This window comes from Janthinobacterium sp. UMAB-56 (assembly GCF_900095265.1).
GTDB lineage: Bacteria > Pseudomonadota > Gammaproteobacteria > Burkholderiales > Burkholderiaceae_D > Janthinobacterium.
Genome location: NZ_LT607661.1, coordinates 57,963 through 74,885, shown reverse-complemented (window position 1 = coordinate 74,885; position 16,923 = coordinate 57,963). Strand labels below are relative to the sequence as shown.

General features: G+C 62.7%; 14 protein-coding genes. 3 read left to right on the top strand and 11 right to left on the bottom strand.

The annotated features are described in order from the left end of the window. Window positions 1-22 precede the first annotated feature (22 nt). Window positions 23-436, bottom strand: coding sequence for a hypothetical protein (locus K0F85_RS19010; RefSeq protein ID WP_219117516.1), 414 nt, complete (start codon window positions 434-436; stop codon window positions 23-25). A gap of 301 nt (window positions 437-737) precedes the next feature. Here K0F85_RS19010 and K0F85_RS19005 point away from each other — a divergent pair, with 301 nt between their 5' ends. Further along, window positions 738-2,798: a TonB-dependent receptor domain-containing protein gene (locus K0F85_RS19005; RefSeq protein WP_219117515.1), complete on the top strand. Its 2,061-nt coding sequence runs from the start codon at window positions 738-740 to the stop codon at window positions 2,796-2,798. Between the two features lie 51 nt (window positions 2,799-2,849). Here K0F85_RS19005 and K0F85_RS19000 read toward each other — a convergent pair whose 3' ends face one another. The 7 genes from K0F85_RS19000 to K0F85_RS18970 all read right to left on the bottom strand — a co-directional run bounded on the left by K0F85_RS19000 (window position 2,850) and on the right by K0F85_RS18970 (window position 9,142). Beyond that, entirely contained in the window at window positions 2,850-4,973 is a 2,124-nt protein-coding gene (locus K0F85_RS19000) for a sodium-translocating pyrophosphatase (protein WP_219117514.1), read from the bottom strand. 180 nt (window positions 4,974-5,153) lie between these two features. Next, complete coding sequence (gene adk / locus K0F85_RS18995; protein ID WP_219117513.1) at window positions 5,154-5,810, bottom strand: adenylate kinase; 657 nt, start codon at window positions 5,808-5,810, stop codon at window positions 5,154-5,156. 244 nt (window positions 5,811-6,054) lie between these two features. After that, window positions 6,055-6,810, bottom strand: coding sequence for a 3-deoxy-manno-octulosonate cytidylyltransferase (kdsB, locus tag K0F85_RS18990; RefSeq protein WP_219117512.1), 756 nt, complete (start codon window positions 6,808-6,810; stop codon window positions 6,055-6,057). Between the two features lie 2 nt (window positions 6,811-6,812). Further along, on the bottom strand, window positions 6,813-6,989 hold the full coding sequence (locus K0F85_RS18985) for a Trm112 family protein (protein WP_010395789.1): 177 nt from the start codon (window positions 6,987-6,989) through the stop codon (window positions 6,813-6,815). Then, the gene (lpxK, locus tag K0F85_RS18980) at window positions 6,970-8,025 is read right to left on the bottom strand and encodes a tetraacyldisaccharide 4'-kinase (RefSeq protein ID WP_219117511.1); all 1,056 of its coding nucleotides are present in this window, start codon (window positions 8,023-8,025) and stop codon (window positions 6,970-6,972) included. The genes K0F85_RS18985 and lpxK overlap by 20 nt, the downstream gene beginning before the upstream one ends. A gap of 74 nt (window positions 8,026-8,099) precedes the next feature. Continuing rightward, window positions 8,100-8,540: a biopolymer transporter ExbD gene (locus K0F85_RS18975; RefSeq protein ID WP_219117510.1), complete on the bottom strand. Its 441-nt coding sequence runs from the start codon at window positions 8,538-8,540 to the stop codon at window positions 8,100-8,102. Continuing rightward, window positions 8,537-9,142, bottom strand: coding sequence for a MotA/TolQ/ExbB proton channel family protein (locus K0F85_RS18970; protein ID WP_219117509.1), 606 nt, complete (start codon window positions 9,140-9,142; stop codon window positions 8,537-8,539). Before K0F85_RS18970 ends, K0F85_RS18975 begins: the two co-directional genes overlap by 4 nt. An 869-nt stretch (window positions 9,143-10,011) precedes the next feature. Here K0F85_RS18970 and K0F85_RS18965 point away from each other — a divergent pair. Then, complete coding sequence (locus tag K0F85_RS18965) at window positions 10,012-10,155, top strand: hypothetical protein (protein ID WP_219117508.1); 144 nt, start codon at window positions 10,012-10,014, stop codon at window positions 10,153-10,155. A gap of 316 nt (window positions 10,156-10,471) precedes the next feature. Then, window positions 10,472-11,833: an exodeoxyribonuclease VII large subunit gene (gene xseA / locus K0F85_RS18960; protein ID WP_219117599.1), complete on the top strand. Its 1,362-nt coding sequence runs from the start codon at window positions 10,472-10,474 to the stop codon at window positions 11,831-11,833. Window positions 11,834-11,920: 87 nt separating this feature from the next. On the opposite strand, the gene K0F85_RS18955 is transcribed toward xseA, so the two are convergent. The 3 genes from K0F85_RS18955 to K0F85_RS18945 all read right to left on the bottom strand — a co-directional run bounded on the left by K0F85_RS18955 (window position 11,921) and on the right by K0F85_RS18945 (window position 16,912). After that, on the bottom strand, window positions 11,921-14,377 hold the full coding sequence (locus K0F85_RS18955; protein WP_219117507.1) for a TonB-dependent receptor: 2,457 nt from the start codon (window positions 14,375-14,377) through the stop codon (window positions 11,921-11,923). Window positions 14,378-14,484: 107 nt separating this feature from the next. Then, window positions 14,485-15,537: an ABC transporter ATP-binding protein gene (locus K0F85_RS18950; protein WP_219117506.1), complete on the bottom strand. Its 1,053-nt coding sequence runs from the start codon at window positions 15,535-15,537 to the stop codon at window positions 14,485-14,487. A gap of 1 nt (window position 15,538) precedes the next feature. Then, on the bottom strand, window positions 15,539-16,912 hold the full coding sequence (locus K0F85_RS18945) for a GH1 family beta-glucosidase (protein WP_219117505.1): 1,374 nt from the start codon (window positions 16,910-16,912) through the stop codon (window positions 15,539-15,541). Between the last annotated feature and the right edge of the window lie 11 nt (window positions 16,913-16,923).

Here is a 16,923-nt window from a genome sequence, read left to right as displayed (position 1 = left end):
GCAGCCTTAGCCACTGAAAGGCTTAAAAGCACTGCATGAAAGCCCCGTTGCGGTGGCAGATGCGCCCGTTGGCGTCAAGCGTGGCATTGCCCGCGCCGTTGTAGCGCGCGCCGGCCGCATCGCGACAACCGCCTGTGTCGCAGGCACCGATGGGCTGCGGCGCGCCGGGCAGGGGCACGGCCGGGCTGGGCGGCAGGGGCGCCATGGGCACAAGCGGTGGCGCCGGCTGCGCCGGCATGCGGCCGATCACCTGCGCCACGGAACGGCGCGGCTGCACGGGCGGCGCCGGGCGGCACGGTTCCACCGCCAGCTTGCCGCTATCGCGCGGGTCGAGCCGGCACACGGGCAGCGGATCCGGCACCGCTGGCACCGCCGGCTCCTGCGCCCAAGCATGGCCGCCAGCCGATACCAGCATGGCGCAGGTCAACGCCAGCATGCTTTCTGTCATCCTTGACATACCACCTCCCCCGACATCCAACGCACAAGTTTCATTATTGGCACACGCCGCGCCAGATGTCAGCCAGAGTAACACTCTCACGTCTGCACGTGCCGCACAGGGCCGATACGCCGACGGTAACGGTGTTTTATTTCTGCTCAGCACTTTCCTTCTTGCCAGCATGGCATTACAATAAGAATGATTCTTATTATCATTGCCGAAATTGAGGCGCAGTTTTTTTCATTCATACCCGAGCCACCCGGTAGGCAGCCAGGAAATAAAAACATCCGGAAAGATCACCATGACCAAGCGTAGTTCCGCCTTCGTAGCCCCCGTCGCCACTCCCGCCCGCGCCATGCCTTGCGCCGCCCTGCTCCTGCCCTGCCTGCTGTCACTGGCCGTCAGCAGCGCCTGGGCCGAAGGCAATATGGCCGCCGATCCCACCATGAACACGGTGGTCGTCACCGCATCGGGCACGGCCATTGACATCAAGGATGCGCCGGCCAGCATCAGCGTCATCACGCGCGAGGAAATCGAGCGCCAGCCCGTGTATGACTTGAATACCTTGCTGCGCCGCATCCCCGGCGTCACGGGCGGCACCAGCCCCGAAGGCGAGGCGTCGAAGATCAAGCTACGCGGCTTGCCCGACAAATACACCTTGATTCTGGTTGATGGCAAGCGCGTGGGCAGCTCGGCCGACACCGCCTACCGCCCCGACCTGGGCCGCCAGGACTTGAACTGGATCTCGCCCGACATGATCGAGCGCATAGAAGTGGTGCGGGGGCCCATGTCTTCGCTGTACGGCTCGGACGCCATGGGCGGCGTGATCAACATCATCACGCGCAAGATACCGGGCAAGTGGAACGGTTCGGCCACGGCCAACTACACGCAGCCGCAAGACAGCGACCGCGGCACGGCGCACCAACTGGGCGTGAACCTGGCCGGCCCCCTGTCGGACACGGTCGGCATGCGCCTGGGCGTAAGCCAGTCGCGTCAGAATCCCGATGAAAAATTTTTCGAGAAAGCGGGCAGCATGGGCGGCGAACGCAACCAGACTGTCTCGGGCCAGCTGAACTGGGCGCTGGGCAAGAAACAAAACCTGTCACTGGACGCCAGCTACGGCAAGCAGCAATCGATGGATTCGTCCGCGCGCGATGCGGATGGCGAGCCGCTGGTCTACAGCTGGGGCGCCAACAAACTGATACGCAAGAGCGTCAGCGTCGGCTACGAAGGCCGCTGGGACTTCGGCAAGACCATGGTCAACCTGTATCACAACGACTTCGATAACGAAGTCGTCGGCTCGGTAGCACAATCCAAGGACAGCACGCTCGATGCCAGCCTGGAAAAACGGGTTGGCTGGGGCGGCATCGAGCAAATGCTGGTGATGGGCGGCCAGTGGAAGCACCAGGAACTGACGAATACGAGTACCATCGGCACCGTGCCCACCGATTACCTGGGCAACACCGTGAGCGGCGCGACCCTGTCCGGCACCACCTCGGCCCTGTTTGCGGAAGATCAGTTGTTCCTGCGCGAGGACTTGACGGCCACGGCTGGCCTGCGCCTGGACCACCACAGCAAGTTCGGCAACCACTACAGCCCGCGCCTGTACCTGGTGTACCACCCTGCCCCCGCCTGGACCATCAAGGGCGGCGTCTCGCAAGGCTTCCGCGCCCCGAGCCTGAAGGAAAACTCGCCGGCGGCAGCGACCAACTCGGGCGGACGCGGTTGCGGCAGCCTGAAACCTCTGGGCTACGTCACCGGCTCCTGCTACATGGCCGGCAATGCGGACTTGAAGCCGGAAACAAGCACGGCCGGCGAGATCGGCGTGGCGTGGGAACAGAATGGCTGGGATGTGGGCTTGACGTACTTCCACACGGATTTCAAGAACAAGATCGACTATGCGCCGCTGGGCTTTTACCAGCAGCGCTGGTGGACCAAGATGACGAATATCCAGAAGGCACGTACCAGCGGCCTGGAAGCGACAGCCACCATCCCGCTGACGAAAAACCTGAACTGGCGTAACAACGTGACCTACATGGCGGAAGCGAAAAACCTGACCACGGGCGCCAACCTGCTGTCGACACCGAAGCTGTCGTGGTACTCGGCGCTGGGCTGGCAAGTCAACGACCAGCTGTTCGGCGAAGTATCGGCCCAGTACACGGGCAAGGAACTCGATGCCGGCAAGCTGGCCGAAAAAGCCTACACCATCGTCGACACCGTCGTGTCGTACAAGGTCACGCCCCAGTGGACCGTGCGCGGTGGCGTGCAAAACCTGTTCAAGAAGGGGCCGATGGCCGACGGCCTGGTCGACTATTACGTGCCGGGACGCCGTATGTTTGTTGGCCTGACGTCACGCTTCTGACGCGGCACAGCCCTGCAGCATGTGCCACAGGGCTGCAGGGCGTGACTGGCCTTACTGGGCCGGCAACACTTGCACGGGTGTCGCCGGCGCCAGGATGGCCGGCACGGGCGCGTGGATGGCTGCCGGCGCCTTGACGGCCAGCCAGCCCGTGGCCGGCAGCAGCGGCACCAGCAGCAGTGCCACGATATTGATGATCTTGATCAAGGGGTTCACGGCCGGACCGGCCGTATCCTTGTACGGGTCGCCCACCGTGTCGCCCGTGACGGCCGCCTTGTGCGCCTCCGAACCCTTGCCGCCGAAGTGTCCATCCTCGATGTATTTCTTCGCATTGTCCCAGGCGCCGCCGCCCGTGGTCATGGAAATGGCCACGAACAGGCCCGTCACGATGGTCCCCATCAAGAGCCCCCCCAGCGCCGCAGGTCCCAGCAGCATGCCGACGACGATGGGCACCACCACGGGCAGCAGCGACGGCACGATCATTTCACGGATGGCAGACGCCGTCAGCATGTCGACGGCCTTGTCGTATTCGGGCCGCGCCGTGCCTTCCATGATGCCCTTGATATCGCGGAACTGCCGGCGCACCTCGACCACCACGGCGCCGGCCGCACGGCCCACGGCTTCCATCGCCATCGCGCCGAACAGATACGGTATCAGGCCGCCGATGAACAGGCCGACGATGACCATGGGGTTCGACAAGTCAAAGGTGATGTGCTGGCCCACGGATTCAAGCGCATGCGTGTAGTCGGCGAACAGCACCAGCGCGGCCAGGCCCGCCGAGCCGATGGCATAGCCCTTGGTAACGGCCTTGGTGGTATTGCCGACGGCGTCGAGCGGGTCGGTAATGGCGCGCACGGAGTCGGGCAGGCCCGACATTTCCGCGATGCCGCCCGCGTTATCCGTGATGGGGCCATACGCGTCGAGGGCGACGATGATGCCCGCCATCGACAGCATGGACGTGGCCGCAATGGCGATGCCGTACAGGCCGGCCAGTTGATACGAGACGAGGATGGCGACGCAGACGGCCAGCACCGGATAGGCGGTGGACTTCATCGACACGCCCAGGCCGGCGATGATATTCGTGCCGTGGCCCGTCGTCGACGCTTCGGCGATGTGGCGCACGGGCTTGAAGTCCGTGCCCGTGTAGTACTCGGTGATATACACCATCAGGCCCGTGAGGACGATGCCGACGACCGTGGCACCCAGCATCTTGTAGCGCATCGCGTCGTCGGGCCACAGCAGCCACGTGACCACGGCAAAGCCGACCAGCGACAGCCCTGCCGCCCACCACAGGCCGGTGTACAGGGCCGACATGATCTTCGCGCCCGGCCTGGTCTTCACCATCGAGCAGCCGACGATAGACCCCAGAATGGAGACGGCGCCCAGCAGCAGCGGGTAGATGATGGCCGTGCTGCTCGCCTCTGCCATCAGCAGTGCGCCCAGCAGCATGGTGGCGATCAGGGTCACGACATAGGTTTCGAACAGGTCGGCCGCCATGCCGGCGCAATCGCCCACGTTGTCGCCCACGTTGTCGGCGATGACGGCCGGGTTGCGCGGATCGTCCTCGGGAATGCCCGCCTCGACCTTGCCCACCAGATCCGCCCCCACGTCGGCCCCCTTGGTGAAGATGCCGCCGCCCAGCCGCGCAAAGATGGAAATGAGCGAGGCGCCAAAGGCCAGGCCGATCAGGGGCTTGATCAGGTCATGCTGCGTCAGGCCGGGCGCGCCCGTCGTCAGCAGCAGCCAGTAGAACAGAGTCACGCCCAGCAGGCCCAGGCCGACGACCAGCATGCCGGTGATGGCACCGCCCTTGAAGGCCACGTTCAGGGCCTGGTTGATGCCCAGGGTGGCCGCCTGCGCCGTGCGCACATTGGCCCGCACCGAGACATTCATGCCGATGAAGCCGCAGGCGCCAGACAGCACGGCGCCAATCAGAAAACCCAGCGCCGTATGCAAGCCGAGCAAGGCATAGATGGCGATCAGTAGCACCGCGCCGACGATGGCGATCGTGCGGTACTGGCGCGCCAGGTAGGCGGCCGCGCCCTGCTGGATGGCCAGGGCGATTTCCTGCATGCGCGCGTTGCCAGGATCCTGACGCAGTATCCAGCTACGCGACACCAAACCATAAATGACTGCGACCACGCCGCAGGCTACCGCAAACCACAAACTGGCTGCCATATCGTCCCCTTCTGTTTTTATCCGACGTCATTGCCAACAGCTGCAGACCGCACCGGGTAGGCACGCGCAGCCAGGAAAACACGACCTGCAAAAAACTTCTACCGCGAAAACGATACGGTACCCGGCTCAAGCGCGGGCACAAAAAAAAGCGGACACTCAGGTCCGCTTTTCAAAAACTGCTTATTCCGCCAGTGCAGCAAAGGCGCTGTCGCGGATTTGCTCGACCGGACCGACGCCGGCGATGCGACGGTATTTCGGCGCGCCTGGCAGACCGGACTTGGCCCAGTCATTGTAATAGCCCAGCAAGACCTTGGTCTGGTTGTGGTACACATCCAGACGCTTCTTGACCGTTTCCGCCTTGTCGTCGTCGCGCTGGATCAGCGCTTCGCCGGTGATGTCATCGACGCCGTCGACCTTGGGCGGATTGAATTTGACGTGGTACACGCGGCCCGAACCCGGGTGGCTGCGGCGGCCATCCATGCGCTCGATGATCGAAGCGTCAGGCACGTCGATTTCCAGCACGTAGTCGACATTGATGCCGGCATCTTTCATGGCGTCCGCCTGCGCGATGGTGCGCGGGAAGCCGTCGAACAGGTAGCCATTGGCGCAATCGGCTTCCTGCAGGCGGTTCTTGACCAGGCCGATCATGATGTCGTCCGACACGAGGCCGCCCGCATCCATGACTTTTTTCGCTGCCAGGCCCAGTTCCGTGCCTTCCTTGATGGCCGCGCGCAGCATGTCGCCCGTGGAGATTTGTGGAATATTGTATTTTTCTTTGATGAAATTAGCTTGGGTGCCCTTGCCGGCACCGGGTGCTCCTAAAAGTATCAGACGCATTGAAAAGTTCCTAAAAAACAGATTTTGGATGGTGGTATGTGTAATTATTTTTAGATGATGTTGCTAAGGCTATCTTTCCCTACGAAACTTACCACAAAAAATCCCCGGAGCGCCAGTTTGCTATCGAATTGCTATGCCCTGATTGATCAAAGCCAGCAATTGGCGAGGCGCACGTTTCGAAATGTGGTTTTTACTGCAGGCGCACAAAATTATATTTGCATGCCTGCCGTTTTGCGGGTAGCGCTTACAGGGCGCCGTAGTGGGCTTGCACCCTGGCAAGATCTTCCGGCGTGTCAACACCGGCGGCAGGGGCCGAGTCCGTGACATGCACGGCGATGGCGACGCCGTGCCACAGCACGCGCAGCTGCTCCAGCGCCTCGATGGCTTCCAGCGGCGACACGGCAAGGCCAGGATACGTTTGCAGGAATGCATTGCTGTACGCATACAGGCCGATATGGCGCAGCGGCACATAGCCTTGCGGCAAACTATCGCGCGACTGCGCGAAGCCGTCGCGGTGCCAGGGAATGGTGGCGCGCGAAAAATACAGGGCACGGCCATGCTTGTCCAGCACGACCTTGACCACGTTCGGGTTGAAGGCATCGGCCATGTCATGCAGCGGATGGGCGCAGGTGGCCATGGGCACGGTGGCACTGATCTGCGCCGCACAGGCGGCCAGCAGGGACGGATCGATCAGGGGTTCGTCGCCCTGCAGGTTGACGACAACGGCGTCAGGCGGCAAGTCGAGCGTGCGCGCCACTTCGGCGATGCGGTCGGTGCCCGAGGGATGGTCGGCAAGCGTCATGCACACTTCCACGCCATGCGCGGCGCAGGCGGCGCGGATGCTCTCATGGTCGGTGGCGACGATGACGCGCGCGGCGCCAGACAGGGCTGCCTGCTCGGCCACGCGCACCACCATGGGTTTGCCGCCCAGGTCAGCCAGCGGCTTGCCCGGCAGGCGCGTCGACGCCAGGCGGGCCGGGATGATGACGATGAACGCCATCGTTATTCCACTGCGTCTTGCAAGGTGCGCGCTTCGTCCGCCCACATGATGGGGATGCCATCGCGGATAGGATAGGCCAGGCGGTCGGCGCGGCAAATCAATTCCTGCGCCTTCTTATCGTGTTCAAGCGGACCCTTGCAAACAGGGCAGACCAGGATATCAAGCAGTCGAGCGTCCACGACATTTCTCCACAATTTGTTGCGCCAGCGCGCTATCGATGCGCGCACTGACGGGGACGACCCACAGTCTCGGGTCATCTTTGAGATGTTCAATTTGCGCACATTTTACTGCATCCTTCTCGGTGATCAAGATCACATCCGTGTCGAGGGCAGCAAATGGCTGGTCGAGGAAGTCGTGATGGTCGGGCAAGGGCAGTTCCAGGAAGTCCAGTCCGGCCCCGCGCAGCATGGCAAAGAAACGCTGCGGGTTGCCGATGCCGGCCGCCGCCACGATGCGCTGGCCACTGGCCGCCAGGGCGGCGAGCGGCCGGTGCTCGCTGCGGTCAAGCAGGCGTTCGGCCACGCTGCCATCGAGCAGCATCTGCACGACCAGCGAACCTGCGGGCGCGACACGGCTAACAAGATCCGGCGCCAGCTCGGGCGCATTGATCACCGTCACATCGCGCCGGCGACGCGGCGACTCGCGCAGCGGTCCCGCCGGCAGCAGCCAGCCATTGCCGGCGCCGCGGCCGTCGAACAGCACGATCTCCACGTCGCGCTGCAAGGCGTAATGCTGCAAGCCGTCGTCCGTCACCAGCACGTCGACGTCGGGGTGCGCAGCCAGCAGCGCCCTGCCCGCTTGCGCGCGGTCGCGCCCCACCATCACGGGGCAGCCGCCGCGCTGGAAGATCAGCAACGGCTCGTCGCCCACCTGCTGCGCCGTGGACGCAGCGCTGACGGCGCGCGGCGAACGGTCGGCGCTGCCATGGCCGCGCGAAATGACGCCCGGGCGCATGCCCGCGTCGCGCAGCGCCTGCACCAGCCAGATCGTCAATGGCGTCTTGCCGGTGCCGCCAATAAAGATATTGCCGACGACGACGACGGGTACGGGCAGCCGCGCGGATTTCAGCAGGTTTGCCCGGTACAGGCCGCGCCGCACGGCGCTCAGGGCGCCAAACAGCAGGGAGACTGGCCACAGCGCGCATGCCAGCGGCCCGCGCGTCAGCCAGGCACGGGTGAGATTGGTTTCAAGCTTGGCGGGGGAAGATGTGGGCATGGGGTGAGGGGTAAAGGGCTGGGGTCTGCCCCGGCGGGTCAGACCCCAATTTTGTTGCCGGTAACGATAGGAATTTACTTGCCGCCCGCCTGCGCCGCAAACGTCAGCTTTTCATAGCCGGCCAGACGGGCCGCTTCCATGACGTGGATGACCATCTGGTGCATGGCGAACTGGTCGGCATTGACCACCACCACGGGCGTCTGCGCGGGCGCCTTGCCGCCATTGGCTGCCTTGGCCGCGTTTTGCAAGGCATCGGCCAGGCCGGCCACGTCGCGGAACGAGACGGCTTCCCGGTTGACCGTGTAGTTGCCCTTGGCATCGATGGTGACGTCGATCTGCTGCGGCTTGTCCTTGGCCTGCTCGGCATCGGCCGTCGGCAAGGTAATCTGCAGCTCCGTAAACTTGCTGTAAGTGGTGCTGACCATCAGGAAGATCAGGATCACCAGCAACACGTCGATGAAGGGGATCAGGTTGATTTCGGGGTCTTCACGCCCCTTGCCTTTGCGAAAGTTCATTGGCGGCCACTGTGGACGATGTCGACGAACTTGACGGCTTGCTGCTCCATGTCAATGACGAAACTGTCGACCAGAGCGCGGAAATGACGGTAGAAGACCAGGGCCGGCATGGCGATGGCCAGGCCAAAGCCCGTGTTATACAAGGCCACCGAAATACCGTGGGCCAGTTGCGCGGGATTCGAGCCGCTGGCATTTTGCGAACCGAAGATCTCGATCATGCCCACCACCGTGCCAAACAGCCCCATCAGCGGCGCCAGGGTGGCGATAGTGCCCAGGGTCGTCAGGAAACGCTCCAGCGTGTGGGCCACGCCGCTGCCTGCCTCTTCGATCGATTCCTTCATCACCTCGCGCGGCGCGTCGACATTGCGCAGGGCGGCGGCCAGCACCACGCCCAGCGGCGAATTATTTTCCAGCTTGGCCACCGTGTCCGGCGTGATCTTGCCGCTGCGATATACCTGCACCACTTCATCGAACAGCTTGCGGGGCAGTATCTTGCTACGGCGCAGGTACAACACGCGCTCAATGATCAGGGCCAGGGCGACGATGGAAGCGATCAACAACAGCCAGATGGGCCAGCCAGCGGCTTGAAATATAGCGAGCAAAAGAAACTCCTGGTAAAGGGAAGGCGATGGAGCGCACGGACGGCCTGTATTGTACCGAGCGCCAAAGAACGATGGTAAGTGCGCGCAGGAATGGCGCAATGTAGCGCGTTGCCGCGCCGGCGGCAAGTGGCGCCTGCATGCGCACTTGTCCACACGGCGCGGCGGCGCCGCATTGCGACGCACAGTTTTGCACACTTTGTGTGGATAAGATTGTGAGCAAGCCTGAAGTCCAGCATGCAAGTCATTGATTTGCATGGAAATTATCATGCTGCGCAAAATACAGGCATAGCAGTTTATTGACAGCAGTCAATGTCAATAAATTAATACTTGAAGAGTTCTGCACATTTACTGTGGACAAGATTGTGTGCAAAGCCAAAAAATTCTATTAAGTCATTGATTTAAAAGAAAATTAAATCAATGAGCAAAAAAGTGGCAGCCAGCGCGACATCGGCCCTGGATAGGCCATGAAAGTTCTGCACACAATCTGTGGACAAGATTGTGTGCAAGCGCACGAATAGGCGTCAAGTACATTGATTTATATCGTTTTTATTGCCATGCATAAAAATGTCGCAAGGACCAAAAAACGGGTTTTTGATGGCCCGATTTCGCTGCAAGACGGCACTTTTCCACCGCCAGCGCAGTTCCACACATAAAGTGTGGATAAGATTGTGAGCAAGCTGATTGACTCCATGCAAGTGCATTGATTTTAAAGGGATTTTTCTTTCTGCTGAAAAATAAGGCAGCAATACACCAGGTCCACGCAGTGGAAAACCGGGACACGCCACGTAACGATTCAGGCAGTTTTACACACATACTGTGGATAAGATTGTGAGCAAGGCCTACGACATGATGCTAGTGCCTTGATTTATATGACTATTTTCATTCTGCGCAAAATTCAGGCAAGCCACGCCATGGAGCTTCCGGTGGATAAATCCGGGGCTGAGGCAGAGTTCTGCACATTTTTTGTGGATAAGATTGTGCGCAAGGCCATGCATGGCATACTAAGCGCTTGATTCCTATGTACTTTATTTCCGTGCGCAAAAATGTAGCAAGGCATCTCATCGACAAAATACTAGCCTGTCCGGCAATGTTTATCCAAGGCAAAAAGTTCCGCACACTTTCTGTGGATAACTTTGTGCGTAAGTGGCAGGGGCTGCACTGATGTACTTGATATTAAAGGTATTTTTTCCTGTGCACGCAAATCAGGCATACAGGAATTCTGCATGAAATCAAATACTTAGAAATAGAACTTGTTGTTTTGCGCGATATATGACATAAGCATGACCTCGCCGATAATTTGTGGACAGTTCCTTCCCCGCCTCCAGCATCATGATGACCGAAAACCAGAATGACAGCGGCTTTGCCGCCCCGCCCGTGCTGACCGTCAGCGCCCTGAACCAGGCCGTCGCGCGCCTGCTCGAGCGCTCGTTTCCACTGACCTGGATCGCCGGCGAGATTTCCAACTTCACGCGCGCCGCTTCCGGCCACTGGTATTTCACCTTGAAGGACGATGGCGCCCAGGTACGCGCCGTGATGTTCCGCGGCCGTGCCCAGTACGCGGGCTTCACGCCGCGCGAAGGCGACAAGGTGGAAGTGCGCGCCCTCGTCACCCTGTTCGGCGCACGCGGCGATTATCAGATCAACGTGGAAGCCATCCGCCGCGCCGGCGTGGGCGCCCTGTACGAAGCGTTCCAGCGCCTGAAGGAAAAACTGGCAGCACAGGGCCTGTTCGACCCGGAACGCAAGCGCCCCATTCCCATGTTCGCGCGCAGCATCGGCATCGTCACCAGCCCGCAGGCTGCCGCCCTGCGCGACGTGCTGATCGCGCTCAAGCGCCGCGCGCCGCACGTGTCCATCATTTTGTATCCGACACCCGTGCAGGGACAGCAGGCGCCGGAAAAGATCGCGCAAGCCATCCGCACGGCATCAACAAGGGCCGAGTGCGACGTGCTGCTGGTGTGCCGTGGCGGCGGCAGCATCGAGGATCTATGGTCGTTCAACGATGAAGCCGTCGCCCACGCGATCGCCGACTGTTCCATGCCCGTGATCAGCGGCGTGGGCCACGAGACGGATTTCACCATCGCCGATTTCGCGGCCGACCTGCGCGCAGCGACGCCGACGGCGGCGGCCGAACTGGCCGCCACGCCGCGCGCCGACTGGATGGCGTCCCTGCGCGCCGACGCGACCGACCTGCGCCGCGCCATGCGCCGCAGCCTCGATGATGCATCGCAGACCCTGGACCGCCACAGCCGCCGCCTGCTCAACCCGAAGGCGCAACTGCGGCAGCAGCGCCTGCAGCTGCTGGCCCTGTCGACGGCCATGACGCATGCGGCGCGCGCGCCCCTCAACCAGTCGCAGTACGCGCTGGAGCGCCTGCGTTCGCGCTGGACAGCCTTGCGGCCCGACGTCACGGCGCCGCGCGCGCGCCTGCTCGAAGCGCAGCGCCGCGGCGGCGCGGCCATGGCGCAACTGGTCACGCAGCGGCGCCACCGCCTCGACGGCCTGGCGGCGCAGCTGGAACTATTGAATCCGCAGCGCACTTTGGAACGCGGCTACGCCATCCTGCGCGACGAAAAAGGCGCCATCGTACGCTCCCCGGCGCAGCTGCAGGCACGCCAGAACGTCAATGTGCGTCTGGCCGAAGGCAGCGCGCAGATCGGCATCGCCAGCGTGCAGGCCACCTTGGAATAAGCGTTAGAGTAAAAAAGGCCGGGGAAACTCCCCGGCCCAACACCTGCCCTACTGAGTGAACTTCAACTTCCTTGCCGCACTACCCTGTCAGAACTTCATCGACACGCGCGCGCCTACCGTGCGGGGCGCGTTGTAGAAGGCGCCGTAGATCTGCTGCGTGGGCTGGCATGGCATGCCCACGTCCGTGCAGATTTCATTGACGTCCAGCTTGACCGCCTTGTCCGTGGCGTTCTGCACGAACGCTTCCACCGTATAAGCCTTGTTCGCCGGCTGGAAGCGCAGGCTCAGGTCCAGCGTGGTGTAGGCTTCCTGGCGCTTGACGCCGGCGTGGCCCGGCACGTCGCCGTTGAACGCCCCCGCTCCCACGTACGTCATGGTTTCATAGTGCACCGAGGCGCGCGGCGTGAGCTGGCCGCCGGCGACAGTGAAATCATGCTCGTACTGCACCGTCGTGGCAAACTTCGGCGCATGCTTCATGGTGCTGCCGCCCACGTTCACCAGTGGCGCCGTCGAACCGCAGGACTGGCCATTCGCGCGCGCCGCATCGACGTCGCACGACATAAAATCATCGTACACCGCCTTCAACCAGGTGGCGTTGCCCGTCAGGCGGTCGACCTTCGTTGGCCGCCACACCCATTCCGCTTCCAGACCCTTGACGGTGGCGCCGGCCGCGTTGAAGTTGGCCAGCACGCTGTTGACCACCTGCGATTCGAGCTTGTCCTTGTACTTCATCAGGAAGGCATCGAGGTTCAGGGTCAGTTCGCGGTTCAGCAAGTCCGACTTGAAGCCGATTTCATAGCTGGTCAGCTTTTCCGGCTTGGTGGTGGCGCCGCCGTCGCCGATGGCCGGCGAATGGAAGCCCGTCGTCACGGAACCGAACAGCAAAATATCGGGGCGCAGCTTGTATTCGATGCGACCCAGCCAGGTGGCCTGGCCGTATTTCAGGTCGGCCGTATTGTCGCCCGGCGTACTGCCGCAGCTGGCGGCGGTGATGGCGCCACCGGGCCCGATGTTGTGCGTATTGGCCAGGCCGGTGCCCGGCGTAACCAGCTGGCGCAACTGGTCGGCATTGAGGACCGTGGTGCCCAGCGGTGTGTTCGCTGGCCAGTTCGGGCAAGCCCAGTTCTGGCCGCCGATATCGAACTTATGGTCTTTCGTGTAGCGCGCGCCGGCCGTCAGCTTGATCTGGTCCGTCACTTGCTGGCTGACCTGGCCGAACACGGCTTTCGATTTCAGCTGGCGGTCGCCCTGGATGAAGGACATGGCCGAGGCATACTGGCCCACGGTGGGCCGCACGAAGATCACGGCGCCGTTGGCGATATCCTGCTGCACGGCCGCCTGCGAAATCTGGCTGCGGTCGATATCGAAGCGCACCTTGTTCTTTTCATTGAAGAGGAACAGGCCGGCCACCCACTGGAATGGCGCATCGTCGTCCGAACGGGCCTGCAACTCGTGCGAATAGCTGTCGAACTGCGCCCAGTCGGTGCGGTTTTCCGACTTGAAGCCGGGGAACAGGCCCGCATCCGAGTCGTTGCTGTTCTGGCGCTTGTAACGGCTCCAGCTGCCCAGGTAAGTAAAGTCGAGCGCATCGGTAGGCTTGTAATTGAGCTTGCCCTTGTAAGTCAAAATCGACTGGTCCAGCGTGCCCGGCGTGTCGATCAGGGCCGAACGCAACTTCTCGCCCGCTTTCGGTTCGGCCGCCAGGTAGACATTGCCGGCGCCCTGGTCGAGGAAGTAGTCGGCGATGAAAGTGCCGCGCAGCTGCGGCGTAAATTTCCACAGCAAGGAGGCGCGCACGCCCATCTGGTCGCCGGCGCCATACTTGGCCGTGCCCGGCATGACGTTCGAACCGCGGCGGAAGTCCACCGTGCCGTCGTGGCTATCCTTGATGGCGGCGATGCGCAGCGCCACGTCGTCGGAAAACGGGATATTGAGCATGCCTTGCGTCTGCAAATGGCGGTAGTCGCCCACCGTGATGCCGGCCGAGCCCATGAACTTGGCGGTGCTCGGCGCGGCCGACACCAGGTTGACGGCGCCGGCCGTGGAATTGCGGCCGTTCAGGGTGCCCTGCGGTCCGCGCGCCACCTCGACGTGGGACAGGTCATACATCAATGCCGTGGCGCCCTGGGGACGCGGCGAATACACGCCATCGACATAGAAAGCGACGGCCGGGTCGCCCAGCTCCGTGTGGTTGGCCGAACCAACGCCGCGCATGTAGACGTGCACGCCGCCCGAGTCGCCATGCTGCTCGACGACGAGGCTGGGCACCATGGTGGCCAGCGAGGCCAGATCTTTCACTTGATTGTTTTGCAGGGTGTCCTGGTTGAAGGCGGTGACGGCCAATGGCGTCTCCTGCACGAAGGTGTTGCGGCGCGTCGCCGTGACGACGATGCGGTCCATCTGCTCGCTTCCTTGCGGCGCTGCGCTGGGCGTGGCGGTTGCGGCGTCCTGCGCCATGGCGGCGCCGCTGCCCAGCAAAATGCACTGGGCGAAGGTCGCATGCGCCAGGCTGAGGGCGATGGTATTGCGTTTGAGCTGTTGCATTGTTGTTGTCTCCTGTACCGCTGGTTGAATGATGATCACATAGCTCTTTGGCTACTGCTGCACATTTTTTGGGTGTCAATCTGAAGTCATGTCGCCTCCGTGCGGGGTCAATGGGTGGCCACGGCGCGCCCTGCCGTGTCGAATAGAAAGGCATGGCCTTCTTCTGGCGCGAAGCCGATGGCGCTGCCCTGCGCCAGGGTGTGGCGCGCCTCGCCGTGCAGCTTGATGGCCACCGCATGCTGTCCTCCATCGACGCTGCCATCGAGCGTCGCGTGGATGATCTGTGCGTCGCCCAGTTGCTCGATCAGGGTCACGCTGGCGCCATAGCCTTCCCCGCGCGGCACCAGGCGCAGGTGTTCGGGACGTATGCCGACCAGCATGCCCGCCTCGCCACCCAGGGCATCGGCCAGGGCCGGCACGGCGGCGCACGGCAAAAAGTTCATGCGCAGCGCGCCGATGAAGCCGGCCACGAACTGGCTGGCCGGGTGGCGATACAGGTCCAGGGGCGCGCCTACTTGCTCCAGGTGGCCGCCATGGAAGACGGCGACGCGGTCACCCAGGGTCATGGCTTCGACCTGGTCGTGGGTGACGTAAATCATGGTGGTGCCCAGTTCCTGGTGCAGCTTGGCCAGCTCGATGCGCGTCTGCACGCGCAGCGACGCGTCGAGGTTGGACAGCGGCTCGTCAAACAAAAACACCTTGGGCTGGCGCACGATGGAGCGGCCGATGGCAACGCGCTGGCGTTCGCCGCCGGACAGGGCCTTGGGCTTGCGCTCCAGCAGGTGCGTGATCTGCAAAATCTCGGCCACCTTGCCCACGGCCGCGCGCACCTCGGCCTCCGGTTTGCCCGCCAACTTGAGGGCAAAGCCCATGTTGTCGCGCGCCGTCATGTGCGGATACAGGGCGTAGCTCTGGAAGACCATGGCGATGCCCCGCTCGGCCGGCGCCACGTCGTTGGCCAGCAAGTCGCCGATGCGCAGCTGGCCCGCGCTGATGTCTTCCAGGCCCGCGATCATGCGCAGCAGGGTCGACTTGCCGCAGCCGGACGGTCCGACGAAGACCATGAATTCGCCGTCGTGGATATCGAGGTCCAGGCCCTTGACGATTTCCGGTCCGTCGCCGTAGGTCTTGCGGATGCCGCGCAAGGAGATGGCGGCCATGTCAGTGCTCCCCCGCCAATGCCGGCGCATCGGCATGCGCGGCACGCTGTGCGGCGATGAAATCGCGGTACCACAGGGCGCTGTCCTTGAAGCTGCGCTGCTGCGTGGCGTAATCGACGTACAGCATGCCGAAGCGCTTGGCGTAGCCCGAGTTCCACTCGAAGTTGTCCATCAGGCTCCAGTAGAAATAGCCGCGCACGTCGATGCCCTGCGCGATCACGGCGCGCAAGGCGTCCAGGTGCAGCTGCACGTACTCGATGCGCGCCTGGTCATGGATCTTGCCGTCAACGGGCTTGTCGGCCACGGCCATGCCGTTTTCCGTGATGTAGACAGGCGGCAGCCGGTACTCGCGGTGCAGGCCCACCAACAGCTCCGTCAAACCCTGCGGATAGGTTTCCCAGCCCATGTCGTTGACGCCCAGCTTGCACTCGGGCTTGCGCGGCGGCGTCTCGGCACTCATGAAAGCGCGCGTGTAATAGTTCACGCCGAGGAAATCGATGGGCTGCTTGATATCTATGAAATCGTTTTCAAATATAGCTAAAGCAGAAGCGTCGACGTGTTTCAGGGCCAGGGCCGGGTAGCGACCCTTGAAGATGGCGTCCATATACCACTGCACCGAGCGCGCATATTCGAGTTCGGCCAGCTCGCGGTCTTGCGCGCTGTCGGTGGCCGGCGTGGCCGTCCATTGATTGAGCACGATGCCCAGCTTGGCTGACGGATGGACGGCGCGCATGGCTTGCATGGCCAGGCCGTGCGACAGCAGCAGATGGTGCGACACTTGCACGGCGGCGGCCGTGTCGGCCATGCCGGGCGCGAACTGGCCCGTGCCGTGGCCCAGCACGGCCGTGCACCACGGTTCGTTATGCGTGGCGATGCTGGCGACCTTGTGACCGAAGCGGCGCGCCACCTCGGCCGCGTAGGCGGCGAAGTGGTAGCAGGAGGCGCGATTGAGCCAGCCGCCCTCGTCCTGCAAGGCTTGCGGCAAGTCCCAGTGGTACAGGGTTAGATGGGCATCGAGGCCCTTCGCGGCCAGGGCGTCGAGCAGGCGCGCATAGAAGTCGAAGCCGGCCTCGTTCCAGGCGCCCGAACCAGCCGGCTGCACCCTCGACCAGGACATGGAAAAGCGGTAGGCGTTCACGCCCAGGCTGGCGATCAGCTCCACGTCATCAACGTAGCGGTGGTAATGGTCGCAGGCCACGTCGCCATTGCTGCCATCGATGATTTTGCCGTCCGTGTGGCTGAAGGTATCCCAGATGGATGGGCCGCGGCCATCGATGGCGGCCGCGCCCTCGATCTGGTAAGCGCTGGTGGCCACGCCCCAGGTGAAGCTAGCGGGAAAGTGGGTATTGCTGTCGTCGTTATGCATGGTGGTCATGTCAGTGTGAG

Excerpts from the sequence above, each read along its gene's own strand:
- K0F85_RS19010 (WP_219117516.1), bottom strand. The coding sequence starts at position 436 with ATGCTGGCGTTGACCTGCGCCATGCTGGTATCGGCTGGCGGCCATGCT.
- K0F85_RS18975 (WP_219117510.1), bottom strand. The coding sequence starts at position 8,540 with ATGAACTTTCGCAAAGGCAAGGGGCGTGAAGACCCCGAAATCAACCTG.
- K0F85_RS18955 (WP_219117507.1), bottom strand. The coding sequence starts at position 14,377 with ATGCAACAGCTCAAACGCAATACCATCGCCCTCAGCCTGGCGCATGCG.
- xseA (WP_219117599.1), top strand. The coding sequence starts at position 10,472 with ATGATGACCGAAAACCAGAATGACAGCGGCTTTGCCGCCCCGCCCGTG.
- K0F85_RS18950 (WP_219117506.1), bottom strand. The coding sequence starts at position 15,537 with ATGGCCGCCATCTCCTTGCGCGGCATCCGCAAGACCTACGGCGACGGA.
- K0F85_RS19005 (WP_219117515.1), top strand. The coding sequence starts at position 738 with ATGACCAAGCGTAGTTCCGCCTTCGTAGCCCCCGTCGCCACTCCCGCC.
- K0F85_RS19000 (WP_219117514.1), bottom strand. The coding sequence starts at position 4,973 with ATGGCAGCCAGTTTGTGGTTTGCGGTAGCCTGCGGCGTGGTCGCAGTC.
- lpxK (WP_219117511.1), bottom strand. The coding sequence starts at position 8,025 with ATGCCCACATCTTCCCCCGCCAAGCTTGAAACCAATCTCACCCGTGCC.
- adk (WP_219117513.1), bottom strand. The coding sequence starts at position 5,810 with ATGCGTCTGATACTTTTAGGAGCACCCGGTGCCGGCAAGGGCACCCAA.
- kdsB (WP_219117512.1), bottom strand. The coding sequence starts at position 6,810 with ATGGCGTTCATCGTCATCATCCCGGCCCGCCTGGCGTCGACGCGCCTG.
- K0F85_RS18945 (WP_219117505.1), bottom strand. The coding sequence starts at position 16,912 with ATGACCACCATGCATAACGACGACAGCAATACCCACTTTCCCGCTAGC.
- K0F85_RS18965 (WP_219117508.1), top strand. The coding sequence starts at position 10,012 with ATGACTATTTTCATTCTGCGCAAAATTCAGGCAAGCCACGCCATGGAG.